The 21,899-nt window shown below is 64.6% G+C and carries 22 protein-coding genes (1 of these 22 only partly in view); 6 read left to right on the forward strand and 16 right to left on the reverse strand.

Translation table 11 applies throughout. The annotated features are described in order from the left end of the window. Positions 1-1,198: the 3' portion of a M23 family metallopeptidase gene (locus tag ACSQ3Z_RS24270; protein ID WP_436173771.1), read on the forward strand. The gene continues 770 nt to the left of window position 1, outside the view; the window shows 1,198 of its 1,968 coding nt (coding positions 771-1,968); its start codon lies beyond the left edge, outside the window; the stop codon is at positions 1,196-1,198. Positions 1,199-1,228: 30 nt separating this feature from the next. Here the strand turns inward: ACSQ3Z_RS24270 and ACSQ3Z_RS24275 are convergent, their stop codons facing one another. Further along, complete coding sequence (locus ACSQ3Z_RS24275; RefSeq protein WP_436173772.1) at positions 1,229-2,788, reverse strand: MFS transporter; 1,560 nt, start codon at positions 2,786-2,788, stop codon at positions 1,229-1,231. Positions 2,789-2,895: 107 nt separating this feature from the next. Between ACSQ3Z_RS24275 and ACSQ3Z_RS24280 the strand changes: the two genes are divergently transcribed. Then, positions 2,896-3,090, forward strand: coding sequence for a hypothetical protein (locus tag ACSQ3Z_RS24280; RefSeq protein WP_436173773.1), 195 nt, complete (start codon positions 2,896-2,898; stop codon positions 3,088-3,090). A gap of 24 nt (positions 3,091-3,114) precedes the next feature. Here ACSQ3Z_RS24280 and ACSQ3Z_RS24285 read toward each other — a convergent pair whose 3' ends face one another. The 8 genes from ACSQ3Z_RS24285 to ACSQ3Z_RS24320 all read right to left on the reverse strand — a co-directional run bounded on the left by ACSQ3Z_RS24285 (position 3,115) and on the right by ACSQ3Z_RS24320 (position 14,928). After that, on the reverse strand, positions 3,115-4,617 hold the full coding sequence (locus tag ACSQ3Z_RS24285) for a L,D-transpeptidase family protein (RefSeq protein WP_436173774.1): 1,503 nt from the start codon (positions 4,615-4,617) through the stop codon (positions 3,115-3,117). Positions 4,618-4,753: 136 nt separating this feature from the next. Further along, complete coding sequence (locus tag ACSQ3Z_RS24290; RefSeq protein ID WP_436173775.1) at positions 4,754-5,110, reverse strand: MmcQ/YjbR family DNA-binding protein; 357 nt, start codon at positions 5,108-5,110, stop codon at positions 4,754-4,756. A gap of 107 nt (positions 5,111-5,217) precedes the next feature. Then, complete coding sequence (clpB, locus tag ACSQ3Z_RS24295; RefSeq protein ID WP_436173776.1) at positions 5,218-7,824, reverse strand: ATP-dependent chaperone ClpB; 2,607 nt, start codon at positions 7,822-7,824, stop codon at positions 5,218-5,220. A 233-nt stretch (positions 7,825-8,057) separates the two neighbouring features. Then, positions 8,058-9,062 (reverse strand): DUF4167 domain-containing protein, encoded by a 1,005-nt coding sequence (locus ACSQ3Z_RS24300; RefSeq protein WP_436173777.1) that lies wholly within the window; start codon positions 9,060-9,062, stop codon positions 8,058-8,060. A gap of 301 nt (positions 9,063-9,363) precedes the next feature. Continuing rightward, positions 9,364-10,242, reverse strand: a complete 879-nt coding sequence (gene prmC, locus ACSQ3Z_RS24305; RefSeq protein ID WP_436173778.1) for a peptide chain release factor N(5)-glutamine methyltransferase — start codon at positions 10,240-10,242, stop codon at positions 9,364-9,366. Continuing rightward, positions 10,235-11,314 carry a peptide chain release factor 1 gene (gene prfA / locus ACSQ3Z_RS24310; RefSeq protein ID WP_436173779.1) on the reverse strand — a complete coding sequence of 360 codons (1,080 nt, stop codon included), beginning with the start codon at positions 11,312-11,314 and terminating at the stop codon, positions 10,235-10,237. The genes prmC and prfA overlap by 8 nt, the downstream gene beginning before the upstream one ends. An 8-nt stretch (positions 11,315-11,322) precedes the next feature. Then, on the reverse strand, positions 11,323-13,593 hold the full coding sequence (gene ptsP, locus ACSQ3Z_RS24315; protein ID WP_436173780.1) for a phosphoenolpyruvate--protein phosphotransferase: 2,271 nt from the start codon (positions 13,591-13,593) through the stop codon (positions 11,323-11,325). Between the two features lie 81 nt (positions 13,594-13,674). Continuing rightward, positions 13,675-14,928, reverse strand: coding sequence for an aspartate kinase (locus tag ACSQ3Z_RS24320; protein ID WP_065518125.1), 1,254 nt, complete (start codon positions 14,926-14,928; stop codon positions 13,675-13,677). Between the two features lie 224 nt (positions 14,929-15,152). Between ACSQ3Z_RS24320 and ACSQ3Z_RS24325 the strand changes: the two genes are divergently transcribed. Both ACSQ3Z_RS24325 and ubiG read left to right on the forward strand, forming a co-directional pair. After that, entirely contained in the window at positions 15,153-15,452 is a 300-nt protein-coding gene (locus ACSQ3Z_RS24325; protein WP_436173781.1) for a hypothetical protein, read from the forward strand. An 84-nt stretch (positions 15,453-15,536) separates the two neighbouring features. After that, entirely contained in the window at positions 15,537-16,286 is a 750-nt protein-coding gene (gene ubiG, locus ACSQ3Z_RS24330) for a bifunctional 2-polyprenyl-6-hydroxyphenol methylase/3-demethylubiquinol 3-O-methyltransferase UbiG (RefSeq protein WP_436173782.1), read from the forward strand. A 6-nt stretch (positions 16,287-16,292) separates the two neighbouring features. Here ubiG and ACSQ3Z_RS24335 read toward each other — a convergent pair whose 3' ends face one another. Beyond that, positions 16,293-17,207: a DMT family transporter gene (locus tag ACSQ3Z_RS24335; RefSeq protein ID WP_436173783.1), complete on the reverse strand. Its 915-nt coding sequence runs from the start codon at positions 17,205-17,207 to the stop codon at positions 16,293-16,295. 87 nt (positions 17,208-17,294) lie between these two features. Between ACSQ3Z_RS24335 and ACSQ3Z_RS24340 the strand changes: the two genes are divergently transcribed. Further along, positions 17,295-17,780 (forward strand): MarR family winged helix-turn-helix transcriptional regulator, encoded by a 486-nt coding sequence (locus tag ACSQ3Z_RS24340; RefSeq protein WP_436173784.1) that lies wholly within the window; start codon positions 17,295-17,297, stop codon positions 17,778-17,780. Between the two features lie 4 nt (positions 17,781-17,784). On the opposite strand, the gene ACSQ3Z_RS24345 is transcribed toward ACSQ3Z_RS24340, so the two are convergent. From ACSQ3Z_RS24345 to ACSQ3Z_RS24360, 4 genes are all read right to left on the reverse strand, one after another. Continuing rightward, positions 17,785-18,210, reverse strand: coding sequence for a DUF1178 family protein (locus ACSQ3Z_RS24345; RefSeq protein ID WP_436173785.1), 426 nt, complete (start codon positions 18,208-18,210; stop codon positions 17,785-17,787). Next, positions 18,207-19,073: a carbon-nitrogen hydrolase family protein gene (locus tag ACSQ3Z_RS24350; protein ID WP_436173786.1), complete on the reverse strand. Its 867-nt coding sequence runs from the start codon at positions 19,071-19,073 to the stop codon at positions 18,207-18,209. The genes ACSQ3Z_RS24345 and ACSQ3Z_RS24350 overlap by 4 nt, the downstream gene beginning before the upstream one ends. A gap of 10 nt (positions 19,074-19,083) precedes the next feature. Next, positions 19,084-19,353 carry a glutaredoxin 3 gene (grxC, locus tag ACSQ3Z_RS24355; RefSeq protein ID WP_436173787.1) on the reverse strand — a complete coding sequence of 90 codons (270 nt, stop codon included), beginning with the start codon at positions 19,351-19,353 and terminating at the stop codon, positions 19,084-19,086. An 85-nt stretch (positions 19,354-19,438) separates the two neighbouring features. Beyond that, the gene (locus ACSQ3Z_RS24360; protein ID WP_436173788.1) at positions 19,439-20,239 is read right to left on the reverse strand and encodes a ComF family protein; all 801 of its coding nucleotides are present in this window, start codon (positions 20,237-20,239) and stop codon (positions 19,439-19,441) included. 63 nt (positions 20,240-20,302) lie between these two features. Between ACSQ3Z_RS24360 and ACSQ3Z_RS24365 the strand changes: the two genes are divergently transcribed. Further along, positions 20,303-21,196, forward strand: coding sequence for a methyltransferase domain-containing protein (locus ACSQ3Z_RS24365; RefSeq protein WP_436173789.1), 894 nt, complete (start codon positions 20,303-20,305; stop codon positions 21,194-21,196). A 30-nt stretch (positions 21,197-21,226) separates the two neighbouring features. On the opposite strand, the gene ACSQ3Z_RS24370 is transcribed toward ACSQ3Z_RS24365, so the two are convergent. After that, positions 21,227-21,409, reverse strand: a complete 183-nt coding sequence (locus ACSQ3Z_RS24370; protein ID WP_436173790.1) for a Flp family type IVb pilin — start codon at positions 21,407-21,409, stop codon at positions 21,227-21,229. A 111-nt stretch (positions 21,410-21,520) separates the two neighbouring features. Then, a complete protein-coding gene (locus ACSQ3Z_RS24375; RefSeq protein ID WP_436173791.1) occupies positions 21,521-21,835 on the reverse strand; it encodes a hypothetical protein in 315 nt (104 codons plus the stop codon). Positions 21,836-21,899 lie beyond the last annotated feature (64 nt).

Below are 21,899 nucleotides of genomic sequence, written 5' to 3' on the forward strand. Positions count from 1 at the left end.
GGTGTCGCCGCGCGTCATTGCGGACGACCAGGCGCCGGCGTTCGCCGAGGAAATCATCCCCTTCACCAAGGATCTCGACATCACCGAGGCCTTCGCCGATTCGGGCTATACCGGCCCGGACGCCACCGGCATGGCCGAGGCGATCGGCAAGCTCTTGAACGCGCCGGCGCTGAAGGCCGGAACCGTGCTGCGCGTCGGGCTCGAGATCCATGGCGATGCGGCCAAGGTGGTTCGCACCAGCGTCTACGACCGGACCCAGCATATCGTCACCATCGCGCTCGACGATCGCGGCCAGTATGTGCCGGCGCAGGAGCCCGAACCCAATCCCGAATTGCTGACGGCATTCGATGATTCGCCGCCGGTGGTGGTGCGCGGCAACCTGCCGAACGTCTACGACGGCATCTACCGTGCGGCCTATTCCTACGGCATGTCGAAAAAGCTGACCCGGCAACTGGTCCGGCTGCTGGCTTCCGGCGTCGACTACCAGTCACGGCTGAGCCCCTCGGACCGTATCGACGTCCTGTTTTCGCAACCGGACGGCGACGACCAGGCTTCCGACGAATCCCAACTGCTTTACGTCTCGGCGACCTTCGGCGGACAGACGCGCAATTTCTACCGCTTCCAGATGCAGGACGGCAGCAGCGACTATTTCGATCAGGACGGCTCGAGCGCCCAGCAGTTCCTGCTGCGCAATCCGCTGCCGGCGGGAAAATTCCGCTCCGGCTTCGGCGCGCGCCGCCATCCGATCCTCGGCTATGTCCGCATGCATACCGGCGTCGACTGGGCAGCCCCGATCGGCACGCCGATCATCGCCGCCGGCAACGGCGTCATCGAGAAGGCCGGCTGGGCCGGTGGCTACGGCAAGCAGATCATCATCCGCCACGCCAATGGCTACGAGACGTCCTACAATCACCAAAGCGCCTTTGCCAAAGGCATGGAACCGGGCGTCCATGTCCGCCAGGGCCAGACCATCGGCTTTCTCGGCCAGACCGGCCTATCGACCGGCCCGCATCTTCATTACGAGCTGATCGTCAACGGCACCAAGGTCGACCCGATGCGCGTCCGCCTGCCGGTCGGCAAGGTGCTGAAGGGCGACGACCTCGTTGCCTTCAAGCGTGAACGCGAGCGCATCGACGACCTGCTCAAGCAGGAAGACAACAATCCGCTGAAGGTCGCCAGCGCCAAGGTCGAGGGATAGCCCTCAGCCTCGAATCGATTCGGTGCCGAATCAGTCCGGCGAATCATCCGTGCCGCGCGACCAGGGCAGTGCCCGTCCCGAAACGGTCATCCAGGCAATGACCGCCGAAAGCAGGCAAAGCAGCGCGGTGACCCAGGCGATGGCCGCGAAGGCCGCATCGCTGGCGGCGAGCCGCGTTGCATCGAGTTCGGGCGCTAGCCCTGCCGATGCCGGTTCGCCGAAACCCGGAATGCCCGGCCTGACGCTTGTGTCCATCATCGTCGAATAGACCCAGGCCGCGAGTGATCCCATCGCCGCCACCGCGATCAGGCCGCCGATGCGCGAGACGGCATTGTTGATCCCCGAGGCAGCACCGGTGTCCTTGTCCTCGACCGCCGTCATGATCGCGGTCGACAGCGGCGACACGACAAGCGCCATGCCGAGCCCCATCAGCGCCATCAGCGGAAATACCCCGGTCCAGAAATTGTGGATGCCGGCATGGGCGAGCAGCGCAAGCCCGGTAAAGGCAAACGCGACGACCAGGCTGCCGCTGGCGATCGGAAAGCGCGGGCCGATGCGGTCGGACCACTGGCCGACCGGCCCGGACAACAGCGCGATCGACGCCGACAGCGGCAGGAAGATGAAGCCGACCTCGGCCGTGCTCAGCCCCCAGCCGGCAATCAGCAGCATCGGCAGGTAGAACAGATTGGCCGACAGGGCGAAATAGAGGAAGAAGGTCGCGACATTGGCGCCGGCAAAGGCGCCGATGCGAAACAGCTTGAGATCGATCATCGGCTCGCGCTGCCGCAGTTCGAAGGCGATGAAGACGACGAGCAGCACGGCGCCGGCGGCTATGCTTGGACTAGACAGGTGTCCGCCGCCTTCGGCGCTCATCGAGGTCAGCCCATAGGCCAGCAATCCGAAGGCAAGCGTTGCAAGTGCAGCACCGCCGAGATCGAGGCTTCGTTTCTCCGTTGGCGCGTCAGCTGGAATCTTGACAAGGAGAAGATAGATCGAGAGCAGTCCAAGCGGCAGGTTGATGGCGAAGATCGCCCGCCAGATGCCGTTGCCGAAGGTCGACAGCACCAGTCCGCCCAGCACCGGGCCAAGCGCCGTCGTCAGTGCCGAGGCCGCCGCCCAGATGCCGATCGCCCGGCCCCGCTCCTTCTTCGGATAGGCCTTGGCGATGATGGCGAGACTGCCCGGCACCATGATCGCGGCGCCGATGCCTTGCAGGGCGCGAAACGCAATCAGCACGCCGGCATTGGGTGCGACCGCGCAAGCGATCGACGCGGCAATGAACAGGGCGATGCCGACGACGAATGCGAGCCGGAGGCCGAACCGATCGCCCGCCGCACCGCCGGCAAGGATCAGCGCCGAAAGCGTCAGCGCGTAGGCGTTGGAAATCCATTGTGCCTCGGCGAGGCTCGCACCGAGATCGACGCGTATCGCCGGCGTGGCGATGGCCAGGATCGAACCGTCGATGAAGCCGAGCGCCGATGCCAGGATCGCCGCGATCAGCACGAACCTGCGCCGCGATTGCGGACAAAACGTTCCGTTTGCAATGGCGCCCGTCAAGGGGATAGCGGCAGCTTCGCTTGGCGACTTCATAAGGGCTTGCTTAGACCTCCGGTCTGGCCGCAACAACCGGCCAGCGGGCCGTTCTCGTTGAAACCAGCCGCGACCCGTATGGGCAGACTCGCTCCGATCGGCGTGCAATGGCCGGATGTCTTGTCTATTGGCTGAACCTGCTGATGCTCGGTGCGACGCTGTTCGCCAGCTGGCGCTGTGCGAGCCTCCTCGCGGAGGACGTCGGTGCGGAAACGACCAGCACCGTCTACCAGCGCGTCGTCAAGGCGCAGATGCTGTGGGCGATCGGTGCCACGTCGGCTTCATCCTGGTGGTGCAGCTGATCTACGCTACCGCGCTTGCGCGGCTCACTGCTGCGCAAGGTCATCGGCTGAAGATCCGCCGACGAACTCGACCGTCACCCCAGGCGAGACGAGCTTGGCCAGCTCGCGCGCGTCCCAGTTGGTCAGGCGCACGCAGCCATGGCTTTCGGTCTTGCCGATCTTGGACGGGTCGGGCGTGCCGTGGATGCCATAGGTCGGCTTGTCCAGCGCGATCCACACTGAGCCGACCGGGCCGTTCGGGCCTGGCGGGATGGTCAGGATCTTGTCGTTCTGGCCCTGCCTGAAATTGATGCTCGGATTGTAGGTGTAGTTGGGATCGAGCGCGACCCGCGACACCGCATGGATGCCTGTCGGCGACGGCGTATCTGAAGAACCGATCGTGGCCGGATAGGCCGCGACCAGCTTGCCTCCAGCGTCATAGGCAAACACTTCTTTCTTGCCCTTGTCGGCAACGATGCGGGCAACCGGCGTCGACACCAGCCTGCCGAAATTGGCGACCTTGATGATCGTGCCGGGGCGATTGAAATTGGCCTCCGGATTGAGCGCCTTGAGATAGTTCTCGTCCATGTGGAAGCGCTCCCCCAGCGCCTCGGTCACCGACGTGTAGCCCATGCGGTCGAGCTGCGCCTTCTGGCTGTAGTCTTCCGGTATCGACGCGACATAGGGACCGGCCGCGTCCTCGGCCGTGATCGTGTAGTTGGCGAAGGCATCGCCGCCGGATTGCGCCAGCGCCGCCTGGATGCCGACCGCATCGGTCGACTTGAGATTGCTGCCGGTGATCTCGTTGTAGGCGGCCACAGCCTTGTCGACATTGGAGCCGAATCGCCCGTCGATGACGCCGGGCGAAGCGCCGGCACGATCGAGCAGCACCTGCAATGCCGCCACATCCTGACGTGTGCCGAGCGAAAGCGACGGATCGACGACCGTCTTGCCGTCAACCTTCGGCGGCAGGGCTGCCTCGTCGCCCGGCGCCGCCGGCTGGACTGGATCTATCGAAGCCTCGTCGAGCGGTTGGCGCCTGATGCCGTCCGGTTCGCCAGGCTGGGCCCCGTCCGGATAAGTGTTGCCATAGATCCCCTCGTCCCGGGGCGCATCCGGAAAAACCTGATCCGAATTGTTGCCATAGGGATCGTTTTCGTTGATCGGCGGTGGGATGACGGTGCCTTCCTCTTCCAGCTGCTTGCGGCGGAAGCGGGCCATGTCCTCGGGATCGTCGAGATAGTAGCGGTCCTCGTCCTCGACCGGCGCGCGCCCGAGCTGCTGCATGCGCAACTGACGGCGCAGCGCACGGCGGTCGAGCCTGGTCTGTGGCGGCTGGATGGCGATGACCTTGCCGGTGTCGGCATCGACGATGACGCGGTTCCCCCTGGCGTCGTAGTAGATGTCGAGATTGCCGTCCTGGGCGAGAAGGATCACGCCGGAATTGGCGGTACGGGTTCGTGCTCCTTCCTCACCCGGCGCGGCGAACACGCCGGTAGACACCAGTCCGGCGGCGAGTGCCGAAAGGCAGAAGATGGTGCGCAGCATTGTAGCCAAACTCTCCGGTCCGTAATTGCCGCCGCCCGGCACAGTCCCTTTACGGCGAACCCCTTCGCCAGCAAACCATTTACCAAGCTTAAGGTTCCAATATGAACCGGGCATGAAGATGGCGGATTGCTGGTGTTTAGAGGTTCAATTCCTTGCGTGTCTGTTTCGTCAGCTTGAGGACGACGAGGCGATGGCTCTCGCCGAGATAGTCCTTCAGTGCAGCATCATCCATGCTCTGGCTTGTCTGACGCTGGATCCATTTCATGCCGCGCGAGGCGAGATAGGGTGCTGGCCGGCAGCCCGGCTGCTCCTTCAGCACGTCATAGGCGATTTCAGAGCATTTGAAGGTGACGAAAAGCTGCCCGCCATCGTTCCAGCCGCCGATCGCAAAGACCTTGCCGCCGACCTTCCAGACATGGGCGCCGCCCCACTGGACGACATGGGTCGTCTGCGGCAGCGAGGCGCAGAAGCCGTTGTAATCGTCCAGCGTCATCCGCGCCCCGTGATCTCAAACAAAGAAGGTATCTCGGACAAGAAGAAAGCGGCAAAGGCTATCCCAATTCAGGCTTCGCCGCTCTGTTCAGGTAAGGCAGCCTGAGATCAGGCCGCCGCTTCGGTCGCCACCACCGTCGGCTTCGAACGGAAGTTCAACCGGTCCGAACCGGCGGTGACCTTGACGGTCGAACCGTCGAGTATCTCGCCAAGCAGGATCTTCTCCGCCAGCGGATCCTGCAGCTCCTTCTGCATCACCCGCTTCAGCGGCCGCGCGCCATAGGCCGGGTCGTAGCCCTTGGCTGCCAGCCAATCGATCGCCTCCTGATCCAGCGCCAGCGTGATCTTGCGATCGACAAGCAGGCTCTCCAGCCGCCTGAGCTGGATCTCGACGATGCGGCCCATATCCTGCCGGCGCAGCCGGTGAAACAGGATCACCTCATCGACGCGGTTGAGGAATTCCGGCCGGAACGATGCCCTGACGACGCTCATCACCTCGTCGCGCACGGCGTCGACGTCCTGGTCCTCGCCGAGGCTGACCAGATATTCGGCGCCGAGGTTCGACGTCATGATGATCAGCGTGTTGCGGAAATCGACCGTGCGGCCCTGCCCGTCGGTGAGCCGCCCGTCGTCGAGCACCTGCAACAGCACGTTGAACACGTCCGGATGCGCCTTCTCGATCTCGTCGAACAGCACGACCTGATAGGGCCGGCGCCGCACTGCTTCGGTCAGCGCGCCGCCTTCCTCATAGCCGACATAGCCGGGAGGTGCGCCGATCAAGCGGGCGACCGAGTGCTTCTCCATGAACTCCGACATGTCGATGCGCACCATGGCGCTTTCGTCGTCGAACATGAAGTTGGCCAGCGCCTTGGTCAGCTCGGTCTTGCCGACGCCTGTCGGACCGAGGAACATGAACGAGCCGATCGGCCGGTTCGGATCCTGCAAGCCGGCACGGGCACGGCGCACTGCTTTCGACACGGCCTGCACCGCCTCGCCCTGGCCGACGACGCGCTTGCCGATCTCGTCTTCCATGCGCAAGAGCTTGTCGCGCTCGCCTTCCAGCATCTTGTCGACCGGAATGCCGGTCCAGCGCGACACGATATGGGCGACGTGGTCGGGCGTGACCACCTCTTCGACCATGCCGACCTTGCCGTCCTGGGCCTCGGCTTCCTTCAGCTTCTTCTCCAGCTCGGGGATACGGCCATAGGCAAGCTCGCCGGCGCGCTGGAATTCGCCCTTGCGCTGGGCAATGGCCAGTTCGTTGCGCGCCTCGTCGAGCTGCTTCTTGAGATCGGCGGCCAGCCCGAGTTTTTGTTTCTCGGCCTGCCACTTCGAGGTCAGCCCGGTCGATTCCTCTTCCAGGTCCGCGAGCTCCTTCTCGAGGCGAGCGAGCCGGTCCTTCGACGCATCGTCCTTCTCGACCTTGAGCGCCTCGCGCTCGATCTTGAGCTGCATGATGCGGCGGTCGATCTCATCCAGTGCCTCGGGCTTGGAATCGACCTGCATCCTGAGCCGCGAGGCGGCCTCGTCGACAAGATCGATCGCCTTGTCCGGCAGGAAGCGGTCGGCGATGTAGCGGTTGGACAGCGTCGCCGCAGCGACCAGCGCCGAATCGGAAATGCGCACCTTGTGGTGCTGTTCGTATTTCTCCTTCAGGCCGCGCAGGATCGAGACGGTGTCCTCCACCGTCGGCTCGTTGACGAACACCGGCTGGAAGCGGCGGGCAAGGGCCGCGTCCTTCTCGACATGCTTGCGGTACTCATCGAGCGTGGTCGCACCGACGCAGTGCAGTTCGCCGCGCGCCAGCGCCGGTTTCAGAAGGTTCGACGCATCCATCGCACCATCGGCCTTGCCGGCGCCGACCAGCGTGTGCATCTCGTCGATGAACAGGATGATGCCGCCGGCTGCAGCGGTCACCTCGTTGAGCACCGCCTTCAGCCGCTCCTCGAACTCGCCGCGGTATTTGGCACCGGCAATCAGCGCGCCCATGTCGAGCGCCATCAGTTGCTTGTCCTTCAGCGATTCCGGCACGTCGCCATTGACGATGCGCAACGCCAGGCCTTCGGCGATCGCCGTCTTGCCGACGCCGGGCTCGCCGATCAGCACCGGATTGTTCTTGGTGCGGCGCGACAGCACCTGGATGGTGCGGCGAATCTCGTCGTCACGGCCGATGACCGGGTCGAGCTTGCCGGCGCGGGCGTCCGCCGTCAGGTCGCGCGCATACTTCTTCAGCGCGTCGTAGCCTTGCTCGGCACTCGCCGAATCGGCGGTGCGGCCCTTGCGGACCTCGTTGATGACCTGGTTCAGCGCCTGCGCGGTCACGCCGGCCTTGGAAAGGATATCGGCGCTCTTGGCCGATTTCTCCATGGCCAGCGCCTGCAGCAGCCGTTCGACAGTGACGAAACTGTCGCCGGCCTTCTTGGCCAGCTCCTCGGCGGTCGAGAACACCTTGGCCAAAGGCTGCGCCAGATAGAGCTGGCCATTGCCGCCTTCCACCTTGGGCATGGCATCGAGCGCCGATTCGACGCCGAGCTTGACGTCGCGGACATTGCCGCCGGCGCGCTCGATCAGCGACGCGGCCAAGCCCTCCTCGTCATCGACGAGCACTTTAAGCATATGTTCGGGGGTGAATTGCTGGTGATTGCGCGAGAGCGCCATGGTCTGCGCCGACTGGATGAAACCTCGCACGCGCTCTGAGTATTTCTCAAGGTTCATATCTGTCTCCTTCCATCACCGGCCCGCTTCGCGGCACCGGATCAGATTGCGGTGACGGACCCGCTCCTTCGAGCCGGATCCTGTTCAGGCGAGATATGGTGCAGGGGCAATGGGCACTCAAGACGTCCAGATGACTGGGAACGCATATTATTCCACCAGTGCGTAAACGAAAACGGCGGAGATTTCTCTCCGCCGTTCAATGGGCCTGAAAGCCCTGTTCGAGCTGGATTCGATCAGTTGTCGACGTCGACGATGACCGGGTCGTTTGCGTTACCTTCGGCCGACGCCGCACTCACCTCATTGCCACCGGCATTGTCGCTGCCGCCATCGGCCTGATTGTCTGCCTGGTCGGCAGTGGTGCGCGGACGGCGCGGGCGCCGCGGACGGCGTGCGCCACTGTCGGCGGCAGCTTCGTTGCGCTCCGCCTGGGCGGCAAGACCGGCCGGCGAAAAACTGTCGAACAGCGGCGCGGTCTCGGTCGAAAAAGTCGGTTCTGCCGGCGCGGTGAAAGTGGGCTCAACCTGGGGCACGAAACCAGTTTCGGCCTGGGGCGTAAAGCTCGTTTCGGCCTGGGACACGGCTTCCGCCTGCGCCGGCGTCTCGCTGGAGCGGTTCTGGTCGAAGCGCTGGCTGCCCTGCTCGCCACGCGGATTATGGTCGCCGCGCTGACCATTCTGGCCGTAGCCGCCATTGGGGCGGCGATCGCGATGGCGCCCGCCATTGTCGCGACCACTATTGTCGCGGTTGTTGCGATTGTCGCGGCCGCCTTCCTGGTTGAAAGCCACTTCGGCCGGTGTGCCCTCGATCACCGGCTGTGGGCCGGCGCCGTGGCTGGCCGTCTGGTTGTCGCTGACATTGCTGCCGCCGTTGCCTGCAGTGTCGAACTCGTCGCGGTCTTCGTCACCGTCATCGTCGAAGTCGTCGCGGTTCTGCTGGGCGTTCTGGATCGGCATCTGCGCCTGGGCAGCGGCAATGATGCGATTGTAGTGTTCGGCGTGCTGGAGATAGTTCTCCGCCATCACCCGGTCGCCAGAGCTTTGCGCGTCACGGGCGAGAGTGGCGTATTTCTCGGCAATCTGCTGAGCCGATCCGCGGATCTTCACATCCGGGCCGTTGCTCTCGTAGTTGCGCGTCAGGGGATTGGGACCCTTGCGGTTGTTATTATTGTTGTTGTTGCCACCGCCGCCGCCATTGTTGTTGCGACCGCGCATGCGCCTGTTCTGCTGTTGTGGCCTCATTCGACTCTCTTCAGTGTGAAATTTTCGAAAACTCTTCACGAACGGAGGCGCTCATGCAGCCAGCCGTTTCGTTTCTTCACCGGCGTTCGCCCGCATCAATTGCGTTGGCGCCACGTGCCATCCTGTTCCGGTTACATCACTTGCCGGACGATTCCCGCACGAAGCTTGGGCGTCGTTTGCGCAAGAAGGCAGCTATTTCCAAGGAAAACCGAATCGCTAAGAGCACTGCCTGCTTCGTCTCATCCGGTTAAGGCGACCCTAGCCGCATTCCCCGGCATTGCCAAGCCCTTTTTGCACTGCATCAGGGCTTTGTCCGTTCAAACACCAGAACCCTGTCGTTTCCGCCAAGGTCGCGAAACGCCCCGGCCAGACTGTAGCCGGCTGTCGCGAATATCGCCGTGACCTCGTTGCGCTGCGTGTGGCCGATCTCGACCACAACCCTGCCTTGAACTTCCAGAAACCTTGCCGCCTCCGCGGCGATGATCCTGTAGGGGCCAAGACCGTCCGCGCCACCATCCAGGGCCAAAAGCGGATCGAAATCGCGGACTTCGTCCTGCAGATTTCCGATGTCTTGGCTTGGTATATAGGGAGGGTTTGCGGCAATTACATGGTACCGGCCCGAAACTTTTGCGAACCAGTCGGATCGAAGCGTCTCGAACCGGTCGGAAAGGCCCAGCGTCTCGGCATTGCGCCTGGCCGTTGCCAGGACACCCTCCGAGAGGTCGACGCCGGTGGCCACGGCGCCCGGAACGGCGCTGAGCAGCGCCAGCGCGATGGCGCCGGTGCCGGTGCCGAGATCAAGGATGCGGCATTCGCCTTGCCGCTCCACTGTTGCCCCGACAAAGGGCAGAACCGCCTCGACCAGCGTTTCGGTATCCGGCCGCGGCTCCAGCGTTTCCGGCGAAAGCTCGAAGCGCAGGCCGTAGAACTCGCGGTAGCCGAGGATGCGATGCACCGGCTCACCGGCGATACGCCGGTTCAGCGCTGCATCAATTGCGGCAACCGCATTCGGGTCGACGGCTTGTTGGGGCTCAGCAATGGCCTGGGTGCGGGTCGTGCCGGAAAAATGCTCGACGATCAACCTGGCGTCCAGCGCCGGGTCGGCCACGCCGGCGGCCGCAACGCGTTCGCGCGCTGCCCGAAGCAGCAGCCCCAGCACCTCCGGCAATTTGTCAGCCATCGACGCCCATATCGGCGAGCAGCTTCGACTGGTGGTCGGCGATCAGCGCGTCGATGACCTCGTCGAGCTCCCCCATCATCACCCGGTCGAGCTTGTAGAGCGTCAGGTTGATGCGATGGTCGGTGAGGCGTCCCTGCGGGAAATTGTAGGTGCGGATGCGCTCCGAACGGTCGCCTGAACCGACCTGCGATTTGCGCGATTCCGAACGCTCCTCATCCGCCTTGCCGCGTTCGAGGTCATAGAGCCTGGCCCGCAGGATCTGCATGGCGCGCGCTCGGTTCTGGTGCTGCGATTTTTCCGCCTGCACCACCATGATGCCGGTCGGCAGATGGGTGATGCGCACCGCCGAATCGGTGGTGTTGACGTGCTGGCCGCCGGAGCCCGAGGCGCGCATCGTGTCGATGCGGATGTCTTCTGCCCGGATCTCGATGTCGACCTCTTCCGCTTCCGGCAGCACGGCAACGGTCGCCGCCGAGGTGTGGATGCGCCCGCCGGCCTCGGTCGCCGGTACGCGCTGCACGCGGTGTACGCCGGACTCGAATTTCAGATGCGCGAACACGCCCTTGCCCGACACGGTGGCGATGATTTCCTTGTAGCCGCCGACTTCGCCGTCGCTGGCCGAGGCCACCTCGAAACGCCAGCCGCGCGACGCCGCGTAGCGCTCATACATGCGAAAAAGGTCGCCGGCGAAGAGTGCTGCCTCGTCGCCGCCGGTGCCGGCGCGGATTTCGAGGATGGCATTCTTCTCGTCGGCAGCGTCCTTGGGCAAAAGCAGGATCTGGATGTCCTTCTGCAGCGCCTCGATGCGCTCCTTGACCTCGGGCAGGTCGGCCTCGGCGAGCGCCCGCATCTCGGCGTCGGTGCCCTTGTCGGCCAGCATCGCCTCCAGGTCGGCCTGTTCGTGCTCGGCCGCGCGCAGCGCCCTGATCTTGGCCACCATCTCCTGGATATCGGCATACTCCGACGCCATGCGGACATAGGCGTCCGCAGCCGGCCCGGCCGACATCTGCGCTTCGAGCATGTCGAAACGCTTGACGACTTGATCCATACGGTCGCGGGGCAGGTTGATCATGGCGGCCGCTATAGCGGGATAGAGCGGTCGTCGGCAAAGGCCTGCAGCAGCGCCCGCATCGGCAGGCCGTGGGCAGGCGCCATCAGGTTGTCGTCGAAGAAAGCCTGCAATTCGTCCAGCGGCAATTCCGTCAGCATCGCCTTCACCGGGCCGATCGAGGCCGGCGACATCGAGATCGAGCGGTAACCCAAGCCGATCAGCGCCATCGCCGAGATCGGCTTTCCCGCGAGTTCGCCGCAGAGCGTCACCGGCGTGTGGTTGCGCGCCCCGGCATCGGCAATCTGCTTCAGCACCCGCAGGAACGGCGTCGACAGCGTGTCGAAGCGGTCGGACAATTGCGTGTTGCCGCGATCGACCGCCATGACGAACTGGAACAGATCGTTGGAGCCGACGGAGACGAAGTCGACCGCCTTCATCAGCTCGTCGAGCTGGAAAAGCAGCGACGGCACTTCCAGCATGGCGCCGAGCTTGAGGCTGGTCGGCAGATGATGAGCGAAGCGCGACAGATGCCGCACCTCGCGGTCGATGATCTCGCGCGCCTGCGCGATCTCGCCAAGTTCCGTCACCATTGGCAGCATCAGCTTCAGTTCGCGCCCGCCGCACGCCTTCAGCAGAGCGCGGATCTGGGTCCGGAGCAGACCCGGACGGTCGAGCGTCAGCCGAATCGCCCGCCAGCCGAGCGCCGGGTTCTCTTCCTGGATCGCGCCCTTGAAGTAGGGCAGCACCTTGTCGCCGCCAATATCGATGGTGCGGAAGGTCACCGGCTTGCCGCGCGCCGCGTCGAGCACGTCGCGATAAAGCCGCTCCTGCGCCTCGGCGCGCGGGAAGGTCGAGGCGACCATGAACTGCAATTCGGTGCGGAACAGGCCGATGCCGGCCGCTCCCGCCTCGGCGAGCTGCGGCAAGTCGACCGCCAGGCCGGCATTCATCAACAGATCGACCTGGACGCCGTCCTTGGTCACCGACGGCTTCTTGCGCAGCTCGCGGTAGACTTCCTGCCGCCGCGCCCGGAAGCGGACCTTTTCGGCATAGGCGGCTTCGAGGTCTGGCTGTGGCCGCAGGTGGATAATGCCTTCCTCGCCGTCGACGATGATGGCATCGCCGTTTTCCGCCATGGAAACGGCGCCCTTCATCTGCCCGGCGACCGGGATGCCCATGGCGCGCGCCACGATGACGACGTGGCTGGTCGCGGCGCCATCTTCCAGCACCACGCCGCGCAGCTTGTCGCGGGGATAGTCGAGCAGTTCGGCCGCCCCCATCGAGCGGGCGACGATGATGGCGTCCTTCGGCAGCGAGGCCGCGACATCTTCCGGCCCGCGCCCCATCAACTGGCGCAGCAGCCGGTTGGCGAGGTCGTCGAAATCGCTCATCCGCTCGCGCAGATAGGGGTCGGTCATGTGCAGCATGCGGGCGCGCATGTCGCTCTGCACTTTCTCGACCGCCGCTTCCGCCGTCAGGCCGTTGCGGATAGCTTCTTCCAGCCGGCGTACCCAGCCGCTGTCGTTGGCGAACATGCGATAGGCTTCGAGCACCTCGCGATGCTCGCCTTCGAAGGCGACCTCGCGGCGCTCCAGCATGTCGTCGATGGAAAGCCTGAGCGAGCCGAGCGAGGCCTGCAGCCTGCGGGCCTCCTCCTCGCTATCCTCGTTGAACAGATTTGTGACGACGATGCGCGGCTCGTGCAGCACGACGTGGCCGAGCCCAACACCTTCGTTGAAGGACAGGCCGGTGAAGCTGACCGGGCGGCGCAGGTCGAGTTCCAGGCCTGGCCGGGTCAGCCGGGCGAGGTCGCCGGTGGCGATCATCTCGGCGATCACCATCGCCGTCGTTTCCAGCGCCTCGACCTCGTCGTCGCGGTAGTGACGCATGGTCTTGTTCTGCACCACGAGAACGCCGAGCGTGCGCCCTGCCCGCAGCACTGGCACGCCGAGGAAGGAATTATAGATCTCTTCCCCGGTCTCCGGCAGGTAGGCGAAGGCCGGATGCTCCTGCGCATTCGAAAGGTTGAGCGGCCGGGCACTCGCCGCAATCGTGCCGACCAGGCCTTGCCCAAGCCGCAATTGCGCCAGGTGGACGGCGTTCGGGTTCAGACCCTCTGTGGCGTAGAGTTCGAGCACCGAATCGGCGCGCAGCACATAGAGCGAACACACTTCGGCGACCATGTTGGAAGCGATGTCGCGCACGATCCGGTCGAGCCGCTCCTGCGGCTCCAGCGGCTCTTGCATGAGCTCGCGGAGCCGTTTCAGCAGAACGCGCGGGCCACTGGCCGTATCACGCATCGCGGCTTCTTCTCCAATAGAGTCCTTGCCGGCGCAGTTTCAGCTGTGCCCGGCACTCACGCAACAACTGATTCAGTCTTGCTATTGCTTATCCAGACCGTAGACGGAATGCAAAGTGCGAACCGCAAGTTCGGTATACGGACCGTCGATCAGTATCGAAATCTTGATCTCGGAGGTGGTGATCGCCCGGATATTGATCGCCTTGTCGGCCAGCGCCTTGAAGGCGGTGGCAGCGACACCGGCATGGCTTCGCATGCCGATGCCGATCACCGAGACCTTCGACATGCCGGCTTCCGACTGCACGACGTCGTAGCCGATCGTCGCCTTCAGGCGCTCCAGCACCGCAAGCGCCTTGTCGACGTCGCCGGACGGCACGGTGAACGTCATGTCGGTGAACTTGCCGTCCTCGGAGATGTTCTGGACGATCATGTCGACATTGATGTTGGCCTCGGCCAGCGGCCCAAAGATGCCGGCGGCAACGCCGGGGCGGTCGCCGACGCGGCGCAGCGAAATCTGCGCCTCGTCCTTGGCGTAGGCAATTCCGGTGACGACCTGCTGTTCCACGATCTCTTCCTCGTCGCAAATAAGCGTTCCGGGCGGATTGAGCAAATCCCCCATTCCGGGCGCGTCGGGATCGTCGAAGGACGACCGCACGAAAGTACGCACCCTGTGCACCATGGCAAGCTCGACCGAGCGCACCTGCAGCACCTTGGCGCCGAGCGAGGCCATTTCGAGCATTTCCTCGAAGGAAATCTTGGCCAGCCGGCGCGCCTTCGGCTCGATGCGCGGGTCGGTGGTGTAGACGCCGTCGACATCGGTGTAGATGTCGCAGCGATCGGCCTTCACCGCCGCCGCGATGGCGACGGCACTGGTGTCGGAACCGCCGCGGCCGAGCGTGGCGATGCGGTTGTCGGGTCCGATACCCTGGAAACCGGCGACGACCGCCACCTGGCCCTCGCCGAAGCGCTTGACCAGGAACGCGCCGTCAATATCCAAAATACGCGCCGCGCCGTGCGCATTGTCGGTCTTGATCGGGATCTGCCAACCCTGCCAGGAGCGGGCATGCACGCCCATGTTCTGCAGGGTGATCGCCAGAAGGCCGGCGGTCACCTGTTCGCCGGAAGCGACGACGGCGTCATATTCGCGTGCGTCATGCATCGGCGAGGCTTCACGCGTCCAGCCGACCAGCTCATTGGTCTTGCCGGCCATCGCCGAAACCACCACCGCAACCTCATGGCCGGCGTCGACCTCGCGTTTGACGTGACGCGCCACATTGCGGATGCGGGCGATGTCGGCGACGGAGGTTCCGCCGAATTTCATCACGATGCGCGCCATGGAAGCGAAATGCCTTTGACTGAAGCCGGCCTGTTGCCGAATGCGGAACGAAGCGCCCGGCTGGTGCCGGCCGCTGAATGCGCGGCCTCCTTAGCCAAAACAGCAAAGCTGCGCAAGCGACGGCGGGAAAGAACGGCTTGGCCGCACTTGCAGCCCTCCTGACAGCTTTTCATCCGCCTGCCATGCGATAAGACAAACAGGAACCTCGAACCGTGGAGGATTTGATGATCGAGACCCTGGAAATCGTCAGCTTCCGCCTCAAGCCAGGGACCAGGGCCGGCTTTGTCGCCGGCAACGGCGTGGTCACGAACTGGCCTGCGCAACAGCCGGGCTTTCTCAGCCGCCACCTGGCCGAGCGCGAGGATCAGAGCTGGATCGATGTCGTGCGCTGGCGGAGCCTGGAACAGGCCCGTGCGGCAGCCGGGCGGATCATGGCTGAGATCGGCGATTGCCAAGCCATGCAGGCGATCGACCCCGCGAGCGTCGACATGGGCCATGCCGCGGTCGTGCTCTCGACCTCGTGAGGTCATGTTGGCAGCAGGCGAAAAATGCTGCCTTGACTTTCTCTGCCCGGCACCCGACTTCCTAGCGTCCGAGGAGACCCGCCTATGCCAGAGCCCCGACGATCGACGATCGATGCCGGAGAAGTGGAACGCTTCTCGGCACTTGCCGCCGAATGGTGGAATCCGAACGGCAAGTTCCGTCCGCTGCACAAGTTCAACCCGGTTCGGCTTGCCTATATCCGCGACCAGGTGGCTGCGCGCTTCGGCCGCGACCCGCGTGCGGCGAGGCCCTTCGAAGGCCTGCGCTTCCTCGACATAGGCTGCGGCGGCGGACTTCTTTGCGAGCCGATGGCCCGGCTCGGCGCCGAAGTGGTCGGCGCCGATGCGTCCGCCACCAACATCGAAGTCGCCAAATTGCATGCGGACGAAGTTGGCGTGAATGTCGACTACCGCGCCACGACCGCCGAGGATCTGGCCGACGCCGGCGAGACATTCGACGTCATCCTCAACATGGAAGTGGTCGAGCATGTCGCCGACATCGACCTGTTCGTGGCCAAATGCGCGGAGATGGTCAAGCCTGGCGGCATCATGTTCGTGGCCACCATCAACCGGACGCTGAAAGCGCTCGGCCTTGCCATCATAGGCGCCGAATACGTGCTGCGCTGGCTGCCGCGCGGCACCCACCAGTTCGGCAAGCTGGTGCGCCCGGAAGAGCTGGAAAAGGCACTTGGTGCCGCCGGCATGAGCATCATCGACCGCACCGGAGTCGTCTACCATCCACTTGCCGACCGCTGGCAGCGGTCGAAGGATATGGACGTCAACTACATGGTTCTGGCGGAAAGGGGCTCGGTCTGAACCTGCTCACGCTGCTTGGCTCTGCGCCTTCGCGCTGGTCTGGCTCTGCGCCCTGGTGGTGATGAACACACCGGCAGTGATGATGACCGCACCAGCCCAGGTCAGCAGCTGGTAGTGCTCGCCAAGGAAGATCGTGCCGGCAAACAGGCCGACAGCGGCCGCCACATAGCCGATCTGGCTGAGATAGACCGGGCCGCCGACCGCCTGCAGCCGGAAGAAGAAGACAAACATCGCCGAGGCCGACGCCATTTGCCCGACGGCCACCAGCGGCACGCCGCCAAGCGGGGCAAAGGCTTTGACGCCGAACAGCGCGAGAATGCCAGCAAGCAGCAGCGCGGCCGACGCCAGATGGCTGCCGACGGCGAGCTCAATCGGGCCGGTGCCTTCGGGCCAGTCGACGGTACGGTAGATGTTGCCGGCGGCAAGGCTGACCGGGATGAGCAGCCCGACCGCCACCCAGATAAATTCAGCCGGCTGGCCGGCCTCGCCGCGCGTCACGGCGACCATCACCGCGCCGACGAAGCCGACGGCAATGCCGGCGACGCCAAGCATGTTGGGTCGCCTGACACCGAGCAGGATCGAAAACACCAGCGTGACGACCGGCGACAGCGTGAACATGATGCCGGTGTAGCCGGCGCCGAGATGCGGGATGGCCGAAAACATCAACAGATTGGGGAAGGCATAGGACACCGCCGCGGTGATGAAGAAATAGCGCAACCTGTGCGGCGTCAGCCTCACCCCCTGCCCGCGCAGCAGCAAGGCCAGGAGGAGCACGCCGCCCGCGCCGAGCGAAATGACGAAGGCCCAGACCATGGCCGGCACGCCGGCCGCCGTCGCCAGCTTGCCGAACGGCAGCGTCAGGCCGAGCAGGCCGCCGGTGACGACCAGCAGGCCGAGCGCCGAATCCCAGAGAATTTTCATCGGATGATCCCGTCGTTCCAGTCGCGGCGCTTGGCCGGCATCATATCTTGAGATAAGATAATGCAAAGATTCTTAACGGTGAGATAGATGGACCGCGCCGCAAAGGCGATCGAGCAGTGGCTGAGGGAGCGGCCGGATCTGGACGTCTCGCCGATGGCCGTGCTCGGACGCTTGAACGAAGCCTCTTCGCTGATCGCGCGCGAGCGCCTCGCGCCGCTGTTCGCCCGCTTCGGACTGCAATCGGGCGAATTCGACGTGCTAGCGACGCTGCGCCGATCCGGCCAGCCTTACGCGCTGACGCCGACCGAGCTCTATGAGGCGACGATGGTCACGTCCGGCGCCATGACCAATCGGCTCGATCGGCTGGAAAAGGCCGGATTGACCCTGCGCGGCCCACACCCCAGCGATCGGCGCGGCATTGTCGTGCAACTGACCGAGAAGGGGCTCGCCCTGATCGACGAGGCGGTCGCAGCCCATGTCGCCAATGAGCACGAAATCCTTGCCGGCCTGTCTGGGCCGGAGCGGGAGACGCTCGCCCACCTGCTCGGAAAATTGATTGGGAGCCTGAGCTAGGCGTTCAGTTCCGGTCATCCGGAAAGACCGGGATTGGCATGAACTCTACGCCGTCCTCGGCCAGGCTTTTGGCTTCGTCAACCGTCGCCTCGCCATAAATGCCGCGCGCATCGGTTTCGCCGAAATGGATCTTGCGCGCTTCCTCGGCGAACTTGTCGCCGACATAGTCGGCATTCTCGCGCACCTTCTCAGCCATGGCCTTCAGCCGCGCCAGCGCCTGCTTCTGCGCCTCGCCCATGGCCAGCGCAATCTTTTCCTGCTTGCGCCCGGTCGAGACGGCCGGCGCCATCAACGCCTTCTCGACCTTGTGCGAACCGCAACTTGGGCAATCGACGAAGCCACGCTTCTTCTGCGTGTCGAAATCGTCGTTGCTGCGGAACCACGCCTCGAATTCGTGTTCATGCTCACAGATAAGGGAAAATCGGATCAAGAAGCCGCACCCCTCAGACGCGGCGCTTCCGCCGAGCCGGCATTGACGGCAAACTCCCGCGCGTTTTTCAGGTTGGGGATCTTCCTGCGCGCCGCGAGTGATTGCGCCGGATCGATCTCGGCGACGATGACCGCCGGTTCGTCATGCGCGGCTTCCGCGATAATGCGGCCCCACGGATCGACGATCAGCGAATGGCCATAGGTCTCGCGGCCGTCCTCGTGCAATCCGCCCTGGGCCGCGGCCACCACATAGGCGCCGTTCTCAATGGCGCGGGCCCTGAGCAGGACATGCCAGTGCGCCTCACCGGTCTGGCGCGTGAAGGCGGCGGGCACCGACAGCAGGTCGGCGCCGGCCAGCGCCTCGGCGCGGAACAGCTGCGGAAAGCGCAAATCATAGCAAACGGCAAAGCCCAGCTTCGTGCCGTCGATCTCGGCCACGACGGCCTCGGTGCCGGGCTCGTAAGCGGCGGATTCGCGCCAGCTCTCGCCATTGTCGAGGTCGACGTCGAACATGTGGATCTTGTCGTAGGTGGCCAGCGTGGCGCCATCCGGCCCAAACAGCAGCGCCCGGTTGGCGAGCTTGCCGTCGGCGCGCAGGATGGCGGTCGAGCCGATATGCAGGAAAACACCGAGTTCGCTCGCCAGTCTGCGCGCGGTCGAGACGACGACGTCCTTGTCCTCGGAGGTGAAGGACGCAGCGCGCGCATCCTTGTCGCGGATCAGCGCACCGGTCATTTCCGGGGTCTGGATGTAGGTCGCGCCCTGGCCTGCCGCCGCGCGCACCAGTCGCTCCATATCGACCGCGTTGCGCTCCGGGATCTCGCCTGAACGCATTTGGATCGCCGCTGCCTTGAAAACACCCATGGTCATGTCCTTACGTGGTCGAGCCGTTGGCAAGTAGCCTGTCCAGCCGGCCCTCGGCCTCCAGCTCGTGGAGTTCGTCGGAACCGCCGACATGCGTATCGCCGATGAAAATCTGCGGAAAGGTCGATCGGCCACGCGCCCGGGAAATCATTTCCTGGCGCAGTTCCGGCGAGAAGGAGGCGTCATGCTCCTTGTAGGCGACGCCCTTGCGCTCGAGCAGCCGCTTGGCCGCCGTGCAATAGCCGCACATCATGCGCGTATAGATCGTCACATCGACCATCGGTCAGAAATCCTGCCTATGCATGTCACCCGGAAGCGCGCAGCGCTTCTGGGACAACGGCATGCACTAAAACAACAATTTCAATCTATATAGTCGCGGACTCGTCGGCCCGAAAGTCCCCCGGCAGCACACGCGCAAAGGTCAGCACGTCGACCGCTCCGGCACCACCCCGTTTCAGCGCCTTGGCTACCGCGCGAACCGTAGCGCCGGTGGTATAGACATCGTCGATCAGCAGCACCCGGCGACCCGCGATCTCGATTTGCGCCTCGGTGGGCACGCGGAAGGCCGCACGCACATTCTCCTCGCGCTCCTGCCGTTCCAGCCCGACCTGCTGGCGGGTGAGTTTCACGCGCCGGATCGCAGAGGGTGAGAACGGCAGGCCGCTGAGATGCGCTACGGCCCTTGCCAGTTCCGCCGACTGGTTGAATTGCCGCCGGAAGAAGCGCCGCCAGTGCAACGGCACGGGCACGACCACGTCAGCCTCGGCGATCAGCTCGGCCCCAGCGCGCAGCATCCAGCGCGCCATCCACGGCGCCAGGTCGGTGCGGTCCTGGTATTTCAGCCCCTGCACCATCTGGCGGGCGACACCCGAATAGACGACCGCCGCCCGAGCACGATCGAAAGGCGGCGGATCGGCGATCGCCTCGGCGGAAAGGAACCCTTCGCCCATGTCATGGGTAAACGGCGTGCCCATGACGGCGCACCACGGTCGTTCCAGCAGCCTGAGCTTGGGCCAGCAGGTGCCGCAGAGCACGCCGGGCTGCGAAACATGGCGGCGGCAGCCGGCGCAGACCGGCGGAAACAAGATGCGCACCGGCAAGGCCAAGGCCTTTAGCGCAGCGCTCTTGATCGCAACGGTCTTGATCTTCGGCATTGGATCGGCCACGTGGTTGGTTGTCCGCCACCATAGAACCACTCTTTCGGAGCGCGGAAAACAGGAACCCGTCCGTTGCAGCCCCTGATCGATATGCCTTTGTGGCTGGCGCACAAGCGCCGCGCCTTGGCCCGCCCCGTTGGCGGCGCCGATTTCCTGATGCGGCGTGCGGCTGAGGACCTTGCCGACCGGCTCGACGCCGTCGAGCGCAAATTCGCCAAGGCGGCGGCGCTGTTTTGCCAGACGCCGGCGGCAGCGGACGTGCTCGCCGAAAGCGGAAAGGTGACGGAAATCGTGCGGGTGGAAGCCGACCCGGCCTTCCTGGAAGCCGAACCGGCCTTCCGCGCTGGCCGGCAGGGATTGGTGGCGCCGCCGGAGACCGTGCCGTTCGAGCCGGAGAGTCTCGACCTCGTCGTGTCTCTCCTGTCGCTGCAGGCAACGAACGACATTCCCGGCATGCTGGTGCAGATCCGCCGTTCGCTGCGGCCAGACGGCCTCTTTCTCGGCGCCCTTGCTGGCGCCGGCACGCTTTCCGAATTGCGCGAGAGCCTGCTTGCCGCCGAGACCGAGCTCTACGGCGGCGCCAGCCCGCGGGTCATTCCGTTCACCGATGTCCGCGATGCCGGCGCGCTCCTGCAACGCGCCGGCCTGGCGCTGCCGGTCGCCGATGTCGAGACGGTGACGGTGCGCTACGACACCCTGTTCGACCTCGTCGCCGATCTCAGGGCCATGGGCGAGACCAGCGCGCTCGCAGATCGCAGCAGGCGGCCCGGCACGCGAAGGCTCTTTGCCCGTGCCGCCGAGATCTACGCGGAACGGTTCTCCGATGCCGACGGCCGCGTCAGGGCGAGTTTTTCGATTGTCTGGATGTCCGGCTGGGCGCCCGATGCCTCGCAACAGAAGCCGTTGAAGCCAGGCTCGGCCAAGGTCTCGTTGAAGACGATACTGGAAAATCCCGACCGGCGTTGATCGGCTTTCCGCGATAGCCCGGCGACGCAATCAGTGCTGGGCGAAGGCGTTCGCAAGCTGGCTGTTGGTGTCGCTGAACAGCCACTGGATTGCATTGGCTGCCTGGCCGACGCCGCCGACGATGGCGAGCGACAGCACAGCTACGATCAGGCCGTATTCGATGGCCGTCGCGCCTGTCTCGTCTCTGATGAACCGTTGCAGCAGATTTTTCATGATCGTCGATCCCTCTTGCCAGGACCTTAGCGCCGACCCGTTAAGAAAGGTTAACGGCAAAGGCTTAACAGGCGGTGAAACAGGCCGGTTCGGCGAAAAGTATTAACCAAGTCAGCATTCGCCGCTGCGCGTGCCGTCGTTGCGGATCACGCAGACTGAACTCGGCATTGGCTGCAGCACGCTGCGGCGCAGCGTATAGGTGTCGCGATGGCCGATCGAACCCGTGCTCATTGCGTCGAGGCCGCCGAAACTGTCCCGGGCCGATTGCGACCGGGCCTGGCTGTCGAGAAATGGTGTCGCGATCAAGGCCAGCGCCACTGCGGCCGAGCCGAACAAGAGCGTGATGCGCAATATACCCATGCCGGCATCGGCGGCGCGGAAGCCGCGATCGGGCCGGATCGAGTCCCAGTCTTTCTCGAGGTTCATGCTGTCGCTCCCAAGCATGTTGGCCGAAGTCCGGCCTTGCCCCAATTTTTCACACCGGGATAAA

Origin of the sequence: Mesorhizobium sp. LjNodule214 (assembly GCF_964252735.1) — a bacterium.
In the GTDB taxonomy this organism is placed as follows: domain Bacteria; phylum Pseudomonadota; class Alphaproteobacteria; order Rhizobiales; family Rhizobiaceae; genus Mesorhizobium.

Coding starts and splice junctions, on each gene's coding strand:
- ACSQ3Z_RS24275 (WP_436173772.1), bottom strand. CDS start 2,788: ATGAAGTCGCCAAGCGAAGCTGCCGCTATCCCCTTGACGGGCGCCATT.
- ACSQ3Z_RS24280 (WP_436173773.1), top strand. CDS start 2,896: ATGGCCGGATGTCTTGTCTATTGGCTGAACCTGCTGATGCTCGGTGCG.
- ACSQ3Z_RS24285 (WP_436173774.1), bottom strand. CDS start 4,617: ATGCTGCGCACCATCTTCTGCCTTTCGGCACTCGCCGCCGGACTGGTG.
- ACSQ3Z_RS24290 (WP_436173775.1), bottom strand. CDS start 5,110: ATGACGCTGGACGATTACAACGGCTTCTGCGCCTCGCTGCCGCAGACG.
- clpB (WP_436173776.1), bottom strand. CDS start 7,824: ATGAACCTTGAGAAATACTCAGAGCGCGTGCGAGGTTTCATCCAGTCG.
- ACSQ3Z_RS24300 (WP_436173777.1), bottom strand. CDS start 9,062: ATGAGGCCACAACAGCAGAACAGGCGCATGCGCGGTCGCAACAACAAT.
- prmC (WP_436173778.1), bottom strand. CDS start 10,242: ATGGCTGACAAATTGCCGGAGGTGCTGGGGCTGCTGCTTCGGGCAGCG.
- prfA (WP_436173779.1), bottom strand. CDS start 11,314: ATGATCAACCTGCCCCGCGACCGTATGGATCAAGTCGTCAAGCGTTTC.
- ptsP (WP_436173780.1), bottom strand. CDS start 13,593: ATGCGTGATACGGCCAGTGGCCCGCGCGTTCTGCTGAAACGGCTCCGC.
- ACSQ3Z_RS24320 (WP_065518125.1), bottom strand. CDS start 14,928: ATGGCGCGCATCGTGATGAAATTCGGCGGAACCTCCGTCGCCGACATC.
- ACSQ3Z_RS24325 (WP_436173781.1), top strand. CDS start 15,153: ATGATCGAGACCCTGGAAATCGTCAGCTTCCGCCTCAAGCCAGGGACC.
- ubiG (WP_436173782.1), top strand. CDS start 15,537: ATGCCAGAGCCCCGACGATCGACGATCGATGCCGGAGAAGTGGAACGC.
- ACSQ3Z_RS24335 (WP_436173783.1), bottom strand. CDS start 17,207: ATGAAAATTCTCTGGGATTCGGCGCTCGGCCTGCTGGTCGTCACCGGC.
- ACSQ3Z_RS24340 (WP_436173784.1), top strand. CDS start 17,295: ATGGACCGCGCCGCAAAGGCGATCGAGCAGTGGCTGAGGGAGCGGCCG.
- ACSQ3Z_RS24350 (WP_436173786.1), bottom strand. CDS start 19,073: ATGGGTGTTTTCAAGGCAGCGGCGATCCAAATGCGTTCAGGCGAGATC.
- grxC (WP_436173787.1), bottom strand. CDS start 19,353: ATGGTCGATGTGACGATCTATACGCGCATGATGTGCGGCTATTGCACG.
- ACSQ3Z_RS24370 (WP_436173790.1), bottom strand. CDS start 21,409: ATGAAAAATCTGCTGCAACGGTTCATCAGAGACGAGACAGGCGCGACG.
- ACSQ3Z_RS24375 (WP_436173791.1), bottom strand. CDS start 21,835: ATGAACCTCGAGAAAGACTGGGACTCGATCCGGCCCGATCGCGGCTTC.